At 67.1% G+C, this 12945-nt stretch carries 14 protein-coding genes and 1 pseudogene; 13 read left to right on the top strand and 2 right to left on the bottom strand.

From position 1 onward, the window contains the following. Positions 1-168: 168 nt before the first annotated feature. Positions 169-1389 (bottom strand): annotated as a pseudogene (locus HGB39_RS22705) (MFS transporter); the annotation flags it as partial. Between the two features lie 154 nt (positions 1390-1543). Here HGB39_RS22705 and HGB39_RS22700 point away from each other — a divergent pair. After that, complete coding sequence (locus HGB39_RS22700; protein WP_043787937.1) at positions 1544-1984, top strand: SRPBCC family protein; 441 nt, start codon at positions 1544-1546, stop codon at positions 1982-1984. A gap of 6 nt (positions 1985-1990) precedes the next feature. Here HGB39_RS22700 and HGB39_RS22695 read toward each other — a convergent pair whose 3' ends face one another. Next, complete coding sequence (locus HGB39_RS22695; RefSeq protein ID WP_005562883.1) at positions 1991-2626, bottom strand: TetR/AcrR family transcriptional regulator; 636 nt, start codon at positions 2624-2626, stop codon at positions 1991-1993. A 209-nt stretch (positions 2627-2835) separates the two neighbouring features. Here HGB39_RS22695 and HGB39_RS22690 point away from each other — a divergent pair, with 209 nt between their 5' ends. The 12 genes from HGB39_RS22690 (at position 2836) to ftsR (ending at position 12903) form a co-directional block, all read left to right on the top strand. Next, on the top strand, positions 2836-3639 hold the full coding sequence (locus HGB39_RS22690) for an SDR family NAD(P)-dependent oxidoreductase (protein WP_005562885.1): 804 nt from the start codon (positions 2836-2838) through the stop codon (positions 3637-3639). A gap of 41 nt (positions 3640-3680) precedes the next feature. Further along, on the top strand, positions 3681-4802 hold the full coding sequence (locus HGB39_RS22685) for a DUF5938 domain-containing protein (RefSeq protein WP_005562887.1): 1122 nt from the start codon (positions 3681-3683) through the stop codon (positions 4800-4802). Positions 4803-4836: 34 nt separating this feature from the next. Beyond that, positions 4837-6357, top strand: coding sequence for an acyl-CoA synthetase (locus tag HGB39_RS22680; protein ID WP_005562889.1), 1521 nt, complete (start codon positions 4837-4839; stop codon positions 6355-6357). A gap of 72 nt (positions 6358-6429) precedes the next feature. Continuing rightward, on the top strand, positions 6430-7047 hold the full coding sequence (locus HGB39_RS22675) for an NUDIX hydrolase (protein WP_005264193.1): 618 nt from the start codon (positions 6430-6432) through the stop codon (positions 7045-7047). Between the two features lie 40 nt (positions 7048-7087). Further along, positions 7088-8146 carry an SMP-30/gluconolactonase/LRE family protein gene (locus HGB39_RS22670; RefSeq protein WP_005562891.1) on the top strand — a complete coding sequence of 353 codons (1059 nt, stop codon included), beginning with the start codon at positions 7088-7090 and terminating at the stop codon, positions 8144-8146. A 115-nt stretch (positions 8147-8261) separates the two neighbouring features. After that, positions 8262-8885, top strand: a complete 624-nt coding sequence (locus tag HGB39_RS22665) for a CDP-alcohol phosphatidyltransferase family protein (RefSeq protein WP_005562894.1) — start codon at positions 8262-8264, stop codon at positions 8883-8885. Continuing rightward, a complete protein-coding gene (locus tag HGB39_RS22660) occupies positions 8885-9748 on the top strand; it encodes a DUF881 domain-containing protein (RefSeq protein WP_005264196.1) in 864 nt (287 codons plus the stop codon). Before HGB39_RS22665 ends, HGB39_RS22660 begins: the two co-directional genes overlap by 1 nt. A 32-nt stretch (positions 9749-9780) precedes the next feature. Next, positions 9781-10143, top strand: a complete 363-nt coding sequence (locus HGB39_RS22655; protein ID WP_005264197.1) for a small basic family protein — start codon at positions 9781-9783, stop codon at positions 10141-10143. Positions 10144-10150: 7 nt separating this feature from the next. Then, positions 10151-10897, top strand: coding sequence for a DUF881 domain-containing protein (locus HGB39_RS22650; protein WP_005562896.1), 747 nt, complete (start codon positions 10151-10153; stop codon positions 10895-10897). Between the two features lie 42 nt (positions 10898-10939). Beyond that, positions 10940-11344: a glycine cleavage system protein GcvH gene (gene gcvH / locus HGB39_RS22645; RefSeq protein ID WP_005562897.1), complete on the top strand. Its 405-nt coding sequence runs from the start codon at positions 10940-10942 to the stop codon at positions 11342-11344. Positions 11345-11665: 321 nt separating this feature from the next. Beyond that, positions 11666-12166, top strand: a complete 501-nt coding sequence (gene garA / locus HGB39_RS22640) for a glycogen accumulation regulator GarA (protein ID WP_005243122.1) — start codon at positions 11666-11668, stop codon at positions 12164-12166. Further along, entirely contained in the window at positions 12163-12903 is a 741-nt protein-coding gene (ftsR, locus tag HGB39_RS22635; RefSeq protein WP_005264200.1) for a transcriptional regulator FtsR, read from the top strand. The genes garA and ftsR overlap by 4 nt, the downstream gene beginning before the upstream one ends. Positions 12904-12945 lie beyond the last annotated feature (42 nt).

The following is a 12945-nucleotide window of genomic DNA, read 5'->3' as shown; positions in this document are numbered from 1 at the left end:
GGTCAGCAGCGCTCGCTGGAAGCCGAGGGTGAGTGCCTCGGGCACAGGCGAATTCGCTGCGAGCAGATGCTGTGAATGTGACGTGGCGATCGCGGCGAAGATCGCGAGACCGAGTGCGCTGCCGACTTGCTGTGAGGCGTTCAGCAACGCTGCCGCGAGCCCTGCCTCGCCGGCAGGCACACCGGCGTTGGCTGCGGTCGTGACGCCGACGAAGACGGCGCCGAGACCGAACGACACGATCATCAGCCCGGGCAGTAGATCGCTGAGATAGGAGCCGTCGACGGGGATCCGGGACAGGAGGTAGAGGCCGGCGGAGGCCACCAGCGCTCCCGCGACGACGACGGGACGGGTTCCGGTCCGGGTGAGCACCTGGGAGGAAATCCCGGCGGCGACACCGACACCCAGGCAGAGCGGGAGGTAGGCCGCACCGGTCTGGATGGGGGAGTAGCCGAGAACGTTCTGCATGTAGAGAGTCAGGAAGAAGAACATCGCGATGAGACCCGCAAAGGCGATCAGCCCCGTGACATTCGCGGCGGCCAGACCTTTGACGCGGAAGATCGACAGCGGCAGCAGGGGGTGCGGGCTGCGCTGCTCGTTGATCACGAACGCCACGATCAGCACGAAGGCACCGACGAACCCGGCGATCGTGCGGGCGGTGCCCCATCCCTGGTCGGGTGCCGTCACCAGGGCGTAGACGAGCAACAGCATCCCGCCGGTGCCGAGCACACTGCCCGCGACGTCGAAGTCCGCGAACCGGGCGCGGCGCCGGTCGCCGGGAATGAGCGCGAAGACCGCCGGAAGCACGAGCGCGCACGCGACAGGGTTGACGAACAGCACCCATCGCCAGCCCGGCCCCTCGGTGAGCACGCCGCCGAGAAAAACACCGACGGCGGAAGCGAGACCACCCACTCCGGCCCAGACGCCGAGCGCGGTATGCCGTTCGGGGCCCTCCTCGAATGTCGTCGTCAGAATCGACAGCGCAGCCGGAAGCATCAGTGCCGCACCGACACCCTGGGCGAGTCGCGCCCCGATCAGGACTTCCGCGCTCCCGGCGAACCCGCCGATCAACGACGACAGCCCGATCACGACGGTGCCGGTGACGAGCACACGACGGCGACCGAGCAGGTCGGCCAGGCGGCCGCCGAGCAGCATGAATCCGCCGTAGGTGAGGAGGTACGCGCTCGGGACCCATTGCAGTTCCTGAACCGAGATGTCCAGGTCGCTGCGCATGTCGGGCAGGGCGATGTTGACGATGGATGCGTCGACGAAGTCGAGAAATGCCACGGCGCACAACAGCGTCAGCGTGAGTGTGCCGCGAGCGGTGGAGAGAAACGGGCGTGCCGGGGTCGATCGCCCGACCCGGGAGGTGTCGCTGACCGGGATGTTCATGTCCAAGCCTTCCTGTGCTCAGGGTCCGTGTGGGAAGACGCCGCGTTGCGCGCCGTCACTTCTATGACCGTCAGCCCGGCGGCGATGTGACCGCGCCGCGACTGCGTCGCGAGTACTGTCGGAACCCGGCAGATCACGGAAACGGGAGGCTGGCATGGCTGGACGGTTCGAAGGCACTGTTGTGATCAACCGCCCCGTCGAGGAAGTGTTCGAGTACCTCGCTGCCGGGGTCAACGACCGGGACTTCAGTCCCCGGGTGCAGGAGATCGTGAAGAAGACGGACGGTCCGCCGGGTGTCGGCACCATCTTCGTCAGCACCGTCAAGGACGCCGGGATGACCACGAAGCGGGAGTTCGAGATCACCGAATTCGAGGTGCCACGGAAGATTCGCTGGGCGGAGCGTTCGAAGAATTCCATCACCGCGAAAGAGGGTGGTTACGACCTCGAACCCTCGGGCGCAGGCACCAAGGTGACGATCTTCAACGTGCTGGAGGGTCACGGAATCGGAAAGCTGATCGCACCTCTCGCCCTTCGAGCGGCCCGGAAGGACGCACCCGCTTTCGCACAGCGGATCAAGGCCGCCGCGGAAAGGTGACCTGCCCTACCGTGCCGGAATGACGAGCGCCAGTACCTGATCGACGTTGTCCGCGAGGCTGTCCGCCGCGGTGTCGTCGCCCGACAGATGCCGTCCGAGGCTCTGCTGGAACAGTCCGTCGAAGACCGCGTACATGGTGGCCGGGGCGATGGTGATCGTGCGCCCCGCCAATTCCGCGTACCGGGACACGATGCGCCAGATCATGTCTTCGAGACTCTTGTCGATCGCCGCGACGTCTGCGCGGAACGACTCCTCGAACAGCGACTGCGAGCGCAGGTCGTACCAGAGGCGATGCATGGTGGCCTCGTCGCGGAGCGAATCCACCAGCACCCGGCCGAATCCTGCCTTCAACTCCTCGGGAGTGTGCGCTGTGGCGACCACGCCGTCGTATCGCGTGACGCACCGGGCCTTGTAGTGCCGCACGCAGTGCGTGATCAGATCGACCTTGTCGCTGAAGTAGTAGTGCAGGACGCCGTGGGAGAACTCGGAGTTCTGGGCGATCTCCCGGAGGCTGGTGCGGGCGTAGCCGAGTTCCGAGAGCGTCTGCAACGCGGCCTCGGCGAGCTGATCCCGGCGCTCGGCGAATTTGTCGACCTGGCGGCGCGAGACCCGATCGGCGTTCTTCTCGGCGACGGGTGTCACGGCATTCTTCCTGTTCGGCTCACATGGTCCAGCGCGGTGTGCATCAGTCTAGCCCGCGTTCCTTGACGACTGTGTAACAAAAACTTGACAGTCGTCAAGAGAATTCTTGACAGTCGTCCAAACTCGAATACTCTGTGATCCACGCCACATTGCGGACTCGATCTCGTGACGTGGTTTCCGCGAATCGTCTCGTACGAAGGCAGGTCGGAATGAGCGTGAGTGATCTTGCAGGACGGAAAGCGCTGGTCACCGGTGGTGCGAAGGGGTTGGGCGCCGGTATGGCTGCCGCCCTCGCCGACGCCGGTGCGGCGGTCGTGATCGGCGACGTCCTCGAGGAGGAAGGTCGCGCGACTGCCGACTCCGTCGGGAAGTCCGGTGCCGCCACCGGATTCGTGAAACTCGACGTCACCGACGACGGCAACTGGGAGCGTGCCGTCGCTGCGACCGTGGAGCAACTCGGCGGATTCGACCTCCTCGTCAACAACGCGGGCATCGAGATCTCGTCCCTCGTGGTCGACATCGACCCCGCCGACATTCGCCGGATGTGCGACGTCAACATTCTCGGTGTCGCACTCGGCCTGAAACACGGTCTGCGCGCCATGCGTCCCGGAGGCGCGGCGGGAGCGGGCGGGGCGATCGTCAACGTCTCCTCGGTGGCCGCGACGATCCCGTTCCCGGGCATCGCCGGGTACTCCGCCACCAAGTCGGCCGTCGACCGGCTGACCAGGGTCGCGGCCCAGGAGGCCGGCAAGCTGGGGTACGGCGTCCGCGTGAACTGCGTGTACCCCGGGCTGGTCGCCACGGAGATGGGACTCGGGCTGGCTGCCGACATGGAGAGGCTCGGGCTGTGGCCCAGCGCCGACGCCGCGGTCGCCGACGTGATCGGCCTGACTCCGCTCGGGCGGCTCGGCGAGGTCGCGGACATCGCCGACACCGTCGTCTTCCTGGCCTCCGACGCCGCTCGCTTCGTCACCGGGATCGGCCTGCCGGTCGACGGTGGCATGGGCATGTAACCGATCTCCCCGGACTTTTCTCCCATTCTGAAAGGCGCGTCATGACCGACAAGAAGCCCGTCATCGTCTACGGAGTCTCCGGTTACACCGGGCGGCTCGTGTGTGAATACCTGCGCGAGTTCAACATTCCGTTCATCGCTGCGGGACGGGACAAGAAGCGGATCCAGGAAGTGCTCGACCGCATTCCCGGGCTGGACACCGTCGACCACGAGGTGGTCGAGGTGGAGCACACCGTCCCGGCGCTGACCGAACTGTTCAGCGGTGCACGGGTTGTCAGCAACATGGTCGGCCCGTTCATCAAGCACGGTGCCGTCGTCGTCGAGGCGGCTCTTGCCGCGGGTTGTCACTACACCGACACGACCGGTGAGCAGGACTGGGTTCTGGACGTGCAGGCGAAGTTCGGCGACAAGTTCGCGGAGAAGGAGCTGCTGCTGTCTCCGGGCGTCGCGCAGATGTACACCACGGGTGAGATCGCCGCGAACATCGCGCTGGAGACGCCGGGGTTGGACACTCTCGACATCCTGGTGTTGTGGAAGGGTTTTCCCACCTACGCGTCCACGCAGACGATCTTCACGATCCTCAAGGCCGACTGGTACTACCTGGAACAGAACCGATACCAGAAGTGGGACCCTGGTACCACATTCGAGGTCGTGGTGCCGGGGCAGCACCAGATGGCCCTCGCGCTGCCGTGGGGCGGCACCTGTCATCCCGTGTGGTTCAAGGACGATCCGCGGGTGGCGAACGTGAAGGCGGCAGGCGGCGTGTTCGACCGTTCCGTGATGGAGGGTGTCGTCGCGACGCAGAAGATGGTCGAGGAGCAGATCAAGACCCTTCCCGCGGACGAGCAGGACGCGGCGCTCGCGGAGATCGCCGGCTCCGTGCAGGCGGGAATGCCGCCGAGGGAGAACCCGCGCGTCAACACGTCGCTCGACTCCGTGTACGCGTCGGGCCCGCTGGGTCGGGCGCACTGCATCATCCACGGAAACTGCAATTACAAGCAGACGGGGCTCCTGCAGGCGTACGCCGCGTACTCCCTGTTGCAGCAACCCCCGAAGCGAACCGGTCTCGCGTCGGCGTGCCAGGCGTTCGGGCATCGCGAACTCCTGGGAGTCCTGCGCAGCTTCGGTCTCGTGATGGAGCCGGTTCTCACCGTGCAGAGCTGACCGTCCCGGCCGCGACTTCGAGGAGGACCGCACCATGCGCTTGACCGACTACCTCGACAAGGGTGCCTCGCTCGGTCCGTCGTCGCCGTGCCTGACGATGGGCGACCGGACACTGACGTACGCCGATGTCCAGGACCTGAGCCGGCGCGTCGCGGCCGGGCTGGCACGGTCGGGGATCGGCGCGGGCGACAAGGTGGCCGTCCTGTCCGGCAACGACCCGGCCGCGTTCTCCTGCGTGTTCGGGATCAGCCGGGCGGGTGCGGTGTGGTGCCCGATCAACCCGCGGAACGAGGCGGCGGAGAATCGGGACCTGCTCGACCTCTTCGACTGTCGCTGCCTGATCTTCCAGAAGGCGTTCGCGCCCCTGGTCGATCGGATCCGGCAGCAGTTGCCGCTGCTGACGACCCTTGTGTGTCTCGACGGCGACGAGGAGTACGCCCACCCGTTCGACGACTGGCTGGGCACCGAACGTCTCGACGTCGCTCCCGTCGACGACCTCGCGCTGATCGTCGGCACCGGCGGGACGACGGGGAAGCCGAAGGGGGTGATGCTCACCGGCCGGAACATCGAGACGATGGCTGCGCTGACCCTGATGAGCTACCCGTTCGACGGCAGACCGGTCTACCTCGCCCTCGCGCCGTTGACGCACGCGGCCGGTGTCCTGTGTTTCCCGATCCTCACCCTCGGCGGGCAGGTGGTCATCATGCCCGCGCCCGACCTGGGGCAGTTCCTCGCGCACATCGACCGGGACCGGGTCACCCACACCTTCCTTCCGCCGACCCTGATCTACATGCTGCTGGATCACGCAGACCTGGAGACGACGGACCTGAGTTCGCTGCAATGCTTCTGGTACGGCGCGGCGCCGATCTCGCCGACCCGGCTCGAAGAAGCGCTGACCCGCATCGGGCCGGTGATGGCCCAGCTGTTCGGGCAGAGCGAGGCGCCGATGATGATCGCGACGATGGCGCCGAAAGACCATTTCCATCCGGACGGGTCGGTCGCGACCGCCCGGCTGAGCTCCGCGGGCAGGCCCTCCCCGCTGGTCACCGTCGCGATCATGGACGGGCAGGGGACGCTGCTACCTTCCGGTGAGCGCGGCGAAGTGGTGGTGCGCAGTTCGCTCGTCATGACGGGGTACTACAAGAATCCCGTTGCGACGCAGGAGGCGTCGGCGCACGGCTGGCATCACACGGGCGACATCGGGTACCTCGGCGAGGACAACTTCCTGTACATCGTCGACCGGGCCAAGGACATGATCATCACCGGCGGATTCAACGTCTATTCAGTCGAAGTGGAACAGGCGCTCATGGCGTACCCCGGAATCCAGGACTGCGGGGTGATCGGGCTCCCCGACGAGAAATGGGGCGAACGTGTCGTCGCCGTCGTCCAGTCCCGAGCCGGAACACCGATCGACGCCGACGCACTCACGGCGTTCGTGAAAGCGCGCATCGGCAGCGTGAAGACCCCGAAGGACATCCTGGTCTGGCCCGATCTGCCTCGTTCCACACTGGGGAAGGTCCTCAAGAACGAGATCAGGCAGCAGCTGCTCGACTGACGGCGGGCGCGGGGTTCGAAACGCGGGGGTTCGGAGCGTGGGTTTCGCCGCGACTGGCGATACTGTCGGGTGATGGTGAATGGGCACGCACTGAGCAGGGGACGGCTCGCCGACGCGCTGGCACGCTTCGAACCACGGATCGTGGACCCGACGAATCGGCGGTCCGCGGCGGTCGTGATCGCCGTGATGAACGACGGCGCCGACGGTCAGGCCGTTCCGCTGACCATGCGCCCGAGCAAGATGCGCGCGCACCCGGGGCAGTTCGCGTTGCCCGGCGGCGGAGTGGATCCGGGGGAGACCGGCGAGGACGCCGCCCGGCGTGAGCTGCACGAGGAACTCGGCCTCGACGTGGAGCCGTCCGCGGTACTCGGCAGGCTCGACGACTACGTCACCCGCTCCGGGTACGTCATCACACCGTTCGTCGTGTGGTCGGACCAGCCGATCACGTCGCTCGTCCCCAATCGGGAGGAAGTGGCGGAAGTGTTCTCGGTGGGCGTTCCCGAGATCGACGCGGAGCCGCGCTTCGTCGAGATCCCCGAATCGTCGAAACCGGTGATCCAATGGCCGTTCCGGCGTCACCTCGTCCACGCCCCGACAGGCGCGGTCGTGTACCAGTTCCGGGAGGTCGCGCTGCACGGCAGGCACACCCGGATCGACGGTTTCGACCAGCCGGTCTTCGCCTGGCGTTAGCGAGACCACGTCGAGGGGGAGGCGACTAATCTCACGGTTCGTGACCTTCTTCGAGTCTCTCGCCCGCAAGCTCGACCGCACCGGTGTCGACCCCGTCGTCTGGCACGCCCCGCCGCCACCACCTCAGACGGGAGTGCTCACGCCCAACGGGATGCTCGACGACGCGCATCGCTGGACCCTCCCCACCGGGGAAGGCCCGGAGGACGTTGCTGTCGATCACGACGGCCGGGTGGTCACCGGAGGCAACGACGGCCGGATCTGGCGGTTCGACAGCCGCGGACACGCCACCGAACTCGCGAACACCCACGGTCGGCCCCTCGGGGTCGAGATACTCGACGACGGCCGATTCCTGATCTGCGACGCCGAGCGCGGTGTGCTGCGAGTCGACGACACGGGACGCATCGACGTGCTCGCCGACGCCGCGGCCGGGCGTCCGCTCGTGGCGTGCAACAACTCGGCGGTCGGCCGGGACGGCATCGTGTACTTCACCGACTCCTCGGCGCACTTCACGATCGCCGACCACCGCTACGACCTTCTCGAGCACCGCGGGACCGGCCGCCTGCTGCGTCTGGACCCGCGGACGGGGGAGACCGACCTCCTGGCCGAGGGACTGCAGTTCGCCAACGGCGTGGGACTGGCCTCGGACGAATCGTTCGTCCTCGTCGCCGAGACCGGCTCGTACCAGATCTCCCGCGTCGACCTGACCGGCCCGTCGCAGGGCAGGACGTCGGTGTGGGCCGCGAATCTGCCCGGCATACCGGACAACATGACGTCCCAGACGTCTGACGGCCTGTTCTGGGTGGCGCTCTACAGTCCGCGGATGCGGTTGCTCGACCTGCTCGCGCCCTACCCCACGCTGCGCATCGTCGCGGCGAACCTGCCGGAGTCGGTGCAACCGAATCCGGAGCACACCGGCTGGGTGATCGCCCTCGATCACCGCGGCGAGATCGTGCACAGCCTGCGCGGAGGGAAGGGCAGCTATTCCCCCATCACAGGTGTGCGGGAGCACGACGGGTGGCTGTACCTGGGAAGTCTGACCTCGGACGCCGTCGCGCGCGTCCCGGCCCCACCCCGACCGGGGCTCGCGCCGGGCGAGTGACACGGTCGGACGGACGGGACGATCGACTGAACACCAACCCGGTTGTGGAAGAGTGGCGAGAGCGGTGCGACGAGCGCCCGAAGACAGGTCCGCACTCGACGCTGGGGAGATTTTGGTGAATTCGGTGGACCGGGACACTGCGCGGTCGGACCGGATCGTGACCGTCCCGAACCTCCTGAGCGTGGTTCGACTCCTCGGCGTGCCGCTGTTCGTGTACCTGCTGCTCGTCACCCATTCCGATGGGTGGGCGCTCGCGATCCTCATGATCAGCGGCTTCACCGACTGGCTCGACGGCAAGCTCGCGCGGATCCTCGACCAGTCGTCGAAGCTGGGCGCGCTGCTCGACCCCTTCGTCGATCGCCTCTACGTCGTCACGACGCTGGTGACATTCGTCCTGCGTGGATTCATCCCGTGGTGGGTGGCGGCCATCCTGATCGGCCGCGACGCCGTTCTCGCGCTCACGCTGTTGATCTACCGACGGCGCGGTCTGCCACCCCCCGACGTGATGTACCTCGGCAAAGGTGCCACGTTCCTGCTGATGTTCGCGCTGCCGATGACCCTCGCGGCGCACGGTGACTGGAGCATCGCGACCGTGGCGCAGCCGCTCGGCGCTGCGCTCCTGATCTGGGGCACGGTGCTGTACGTGTGGACCGGAATGCTCTACACCGTGAACGCGCTGACCGTCGCGCGCACCGTTCCCGTGCGAGGACCGGGCGGCGAGGAACGCGAGGGCCATTGATGAAACGGACAGATTCCGGCATTCGCAGGAATCCGGTGCCGTCCCTGCTGCGGTCTCTGATGAACGATCATCTGGACCCCGGGTACGAGGGTGCGGCCGAGGATCGTGAGCAGGGACATTCACGACAGACGCGGGTCGGTCAGCAGGTGTGGATCGCGATCGGCGCGCTGCTCGTGGGGCTCGTGCTGTCGGTCGCCTACCGGCAGGCCACCGAACGTATCCCCGGCACCGAGCAGGTGCGGTCCGAACTCCTGAGCAAAGTGCAGGACGCCGAGGATCGGGCGGGCGCCCTCGCCGCCACCCGGGACACGCTGTCGACGCAGACCGACGACGCGCGCGCCACCGCGCTGGCCGGCGACGCCCGAGGTGCGGCACTGCTCGACGAGCTTCGCGGACTCGAGGGAGATGCCGGAGTCGAGGCCGTGCACGGTCCCGGCCTGACCGTGACGTTGACGGATCCCGCGGCCAAGCCCAACCTGTCCGACTCGTCCCAGCGCAGTGTCGGGGGGAAGGCCGTGGTGCTCGACCGTGACCTCCAGTCGGTGGTCAATTCGCTGTGGGCGAGCGGCGCCGAGGCCATCGCGGTCGGCGACGTGCGGATCGGCCCGTCGGTGACGATCCGCCAGGCGGGTGGCGCGATGCTCGTGGACAATCAGCCGGTGTTCTCGCCGTACGTGGTCTCGGCAATCGGCCCGCAGGGGCCGATGCAGACCGGATTCGTGGTGAGCGACGCCTATCTCAGGATGTCCAGCGTGGCGCAGTTGTACGGCATCGGCTTCGCGGTGGCGGAGGCCGACGATCTCCACCTGCCCGCCGCCCCGGCGCGGGAAGTGCGGGCAGCCCGGGAAGTGGGAACACGATGACAACGGCGGAGTCGAATGGAGGCGTCACACGAATGAAGGCAGCACTGAAGGGCGGATCCGCGATCTACGGGGTGCTCGCCCTGATCGTGGGCATCGTGCTGGGCGTGGTGTTCAGCCCGCAAGTGCCCGACGCCGTGCAGCCCTACCTGCCCATCGCCGTCGTCGCCGCGCTCGACGCGGTGTTCGGCGGACTACGCGCGTACCTCGACGAGATCTTCGACTCGAAGGTGTTCGTCGTCTCGTTCGTGTTCAACGTCCTGGTGGCGGCCCTGATCGTGTGGCTCGGTGACCAACTCGGTGTGGGAACCCAGCTGTCCACCGCGATCGTCGTCGTGCTGGGCATCCGCATCTTCGGCAACGCGGCCGCGCTCCGGCGACGTCTGTTCGGGGCGTGATCGCGACGTGAGCGGACACGAGGGCAGACACGAACTCCACGGGAACGAACCGGCGACGTCGCAGCGATCGCACGTCGTCTTCGCCCTGCTCGCCGCGCTCCTGCTCGGCGGGCTGGGAATCGCGATCGTGACGCAGGTGAAGAACACCGGGTCCGGCGACACCCTCGACTCGGCGAGCCCCGCGGATCTGCTGGTCGTCCTGGACACGCTGAACCAACGGGAGGCGGCCCTGCGGCAGGAGATCGCATCGCTGGAACAGACCTTGGCAACGTTGCAACAGAGCGGCAGCTCCGGGGCGGCGCTCGACGAGGCGCAGGCCCGGTTGACGGCGCTGTCGATCCAGGTCGGCAGCGCACCGGCCACCGGCCCCGGGGTGACGATGCGCGTCACCGACCCCAACAAGGGGGTCGGCTCCGAGGTTCTGCTCGACCTCGTGCAGGAATTGCGTGCCGCCGGTGCCGAAGCCGTCCAGATCCAGGGGGCGGACGGCCCGCCCGTCCGGATCGGCGTCGACTCCTGGGTGTCCGGTTCGGCCGGCGGTGTGTCGGTGGACGGCCGGAAGGTGAACGCCCCCTACGGGGTGGTCGCCATCGGCGATCCGCCCACTCTCGCGGCGGCCCTGAACATTCCCGGCGGGGTGGTCGACACGGTCGCGCGCAGCGGCGGGCAGCTGACGATCGAACAATCGCAGCAGGTCACGATCTCCGCCTTGCGAGAGGCGAAACCTCGCCAATACGCTCAGCCCGGAAATTGATCTTCGCATCCGCCCGCGGATTGCCATCGAAAGGAAGCCACTGTGAGTGAGCTCGAAATCCCCGCCGATCGTCGGTACACCGCCGAACACGAGTGGGTCGAGCGGACGGGGCCCACGACGGTACGCGTCGGCATCACCGATTTCGCGCAGTCCCAGCTCGGCGACGTCGTGTTCGTCCAGCTTCCGGCGGTCGACGAGGCAGTGACGGCGGGCGAATCGTTCGGCGAGGTGGAATCCACCAAGAGCGTCTCCGACATCTTCGCCCCGCTGACGGCGAAAGTCGTTGCCGCCAATGCCGATCTGGACGGCAACCCGGAACTCGTGAACTCCGCGCCCTACGGGCAGGGGTGGCTGGTGGACCTCGGCGTCGACGACGAGGCGACCCTCGACGCGGCACTGGCCGAAATGCTGGACGCCGCCGGCTATGCAGACATCACGGCAGGATAATTTCCCGACAACACGCGAAGCGGTAATCGGATAGTTTCGGAAGATGCCGACAGCCCGGAAAACGGGGTTGCCGGACAAAATCCGCTGTCGGAATACCGGTTCGTAATGTGCTGGCGGCCTGTCTCACTACACGCACCGGCGTGCGCAGGGTACGGTCGATGTTGAACGCATGTGCCGTGTCGGGGCGCAGGTCCGTAGTTTGAATGTGATCGTGGGAGTTTGCACAGAAGTTAATGTGCACGGGAACCGAATTATGTAGTACCGAGTGGCATTGCGTAGTCCAGCGAATCTTGCTGGATGATCGAACTAGGAGGAGAAACGGTGAGCGAGAACGGCAACGACGCGGTCTATGGGGAGACGCCGGCGGAAACCACGTCGGTCTTCCGCGCGGACTTTCTCAATGAGCTCGACAGCTCCTCGGCAACCCAGGCTCCGGAAGCCCCGGTGTCGGGTGTGGAGGGACTGCCCGCGGGCTCTGCTCTGCTCGTCGTCAAGCGTGGACCGAACGCAGGGTCGCGCTTCCTGCTCGACCAGCCGACGACGTCCGCAGGACGGCACCCCGACAGCGACATCTTCCTCGACGACGTGACCGTCAGCCGTCGTCATGCGGAGTTCCGCCAGGAGGACGACGAGTTCCAGGTGGTCGACGTCGGCAGCCTCAACGGCACCTACGTCAACCGCGAGCCGGTCGACTCGGCTGTCCTGGCGAACGGTGACGAGGTCCAGATCGGCAAGTTCCGACTGGTCTTCCTGACCGGACCCCGGACCACGGCCGGTGGCTCGCAGATCGGTGAGACGTCAGCTGGTGCGGGTAGCCAATGACCGCGGTGCGGCAGCAGCAGGCGCAATCGGGGATGTCGATCGGCTCCGTGCTGGATCGACTGCGCCCCGATTTTCCTGATGTGACGATCTCGAAGATCCGATTCCTCGAAGCCGAGGGTCTCATCAGCCCCCAGCGCACACCCTCGGGGTATCGGCGTTTCTCGATCGCCGACTGTGAACGACTGCGCTACGTCCTCACTGCGCAGCGTGATCAGTATCTGCCGCTGAAGGTCATCAAGGAGCAGCTCGAGGCCATCGACAGAGGTGTGGCCACGGTCGGCGCAGGCGATTCGTCGCCGCGCCGGCCGCGCGCGCTCACCGTGGCCCCGGGCGAGGTGTCCCCGGAGGAGTTCCGCACCGACCGCGAGGTGCGGATCAGTCGCGACGACCTGATCTCCCGGGCGGGAATCGACGAGAAGTTCCTCGGCGAACTGACCCGCGGAGGGCTGGTCGTTCCCGGGCCGGCGGGGTTCTTCGACGAGGACGCGGTGACCCTTGCGCGCACCGCGAGGGCGATGTCCGAATTCGGACTCGAGGTGCGGCACCTGAGGGCGTTCAAACTGGCGGCCGACCGCGAGGCCGGGTTGGTCGCGCAGATCGCCGGACCCGTCGCCAAGGGCCGCGACGCCGGCGCACGTGATCGCGCCGAGGAGATGGTGCGCGAACTGGCGGCCCTGTCTCTGACGTTGCACACCTGCCTGGTGAAGTCGGCAGTCCGGGGTGCGCTCGATCGGTGAGCTGAGCTCGCCGACCGTCCCAACTTCCCAACGACGCTGCGC

It is taken from the genome of Rhodococcus opacus (genome assembly GCF_012396235.1).
Classification (GTDB): domain Bacteria; phylum Actinomycetota; class Actinomycetes; order Mycobacteriales; family Mycobacteriaceae; genus Rhodococcus_F; species Rhodococcus_F opacus.
Note: the sequence above shows the minus strand (reverse complement) of the source record. Positions and strands in the feature narration are given on the sequence as shown.

Coding starts and splice junctions, on each gene's coding strand:
- HGB39_RS22700 (WP_043787937.1), top strand. CDS start 1,544: ATGGCTGGACGGTTCGAAGGCACTGTTGTGATCAACCGCCCCGTCGAG.
- HGB39_RS22690 (WP_005562885.1), top strand. CDS start 2,836: ATGAGCGTGAGTGATCTTGCAGGACGGAAAGCGCTGGTCACCGGTGGT.
- HGB39_RS22685 (WP_005562887.1), top strand. CDS start 3,681: ATGACCGACAAGAAGCCCGTCATCGTCTACGGAGTCTCCGGTTACACC.
- HGB39_RS22680 (WP_005562889.1), top strand. CDS start 4,837: ATGCGCTTGACCGACTACCTCGACAAGGGTGCCTCGCTCGGTCCGTCG.
- HGB39_RS22675 (WP_005264193.1), top strand. CDS start 6,430: ATGGTGAATGGGCACGCACTGAGCAGGGGACGGCTCGCCGACGCGCTG.
- HGB39_RS22660 (WP_005264196.1), top strand. CDS start 8,885: ATGAAACGGACAGATTCCGGCATTCGCAGGAATCCGGTGCCGTCCCTG.
- HGB39_RS22655 (WP_005264197.1), top strand. CDS start 9,781: ATGAAGGCAGCACTGAAGGGCGGATCCGCGATCTACGGGGTGCTCGCC.
- ftsR (WP_005264200.1), top strand. CDS start 12,163: ATGACCGCGGTGCGGCAGCAGCAGGCGCAATCGGGGATGTCGATCGGC.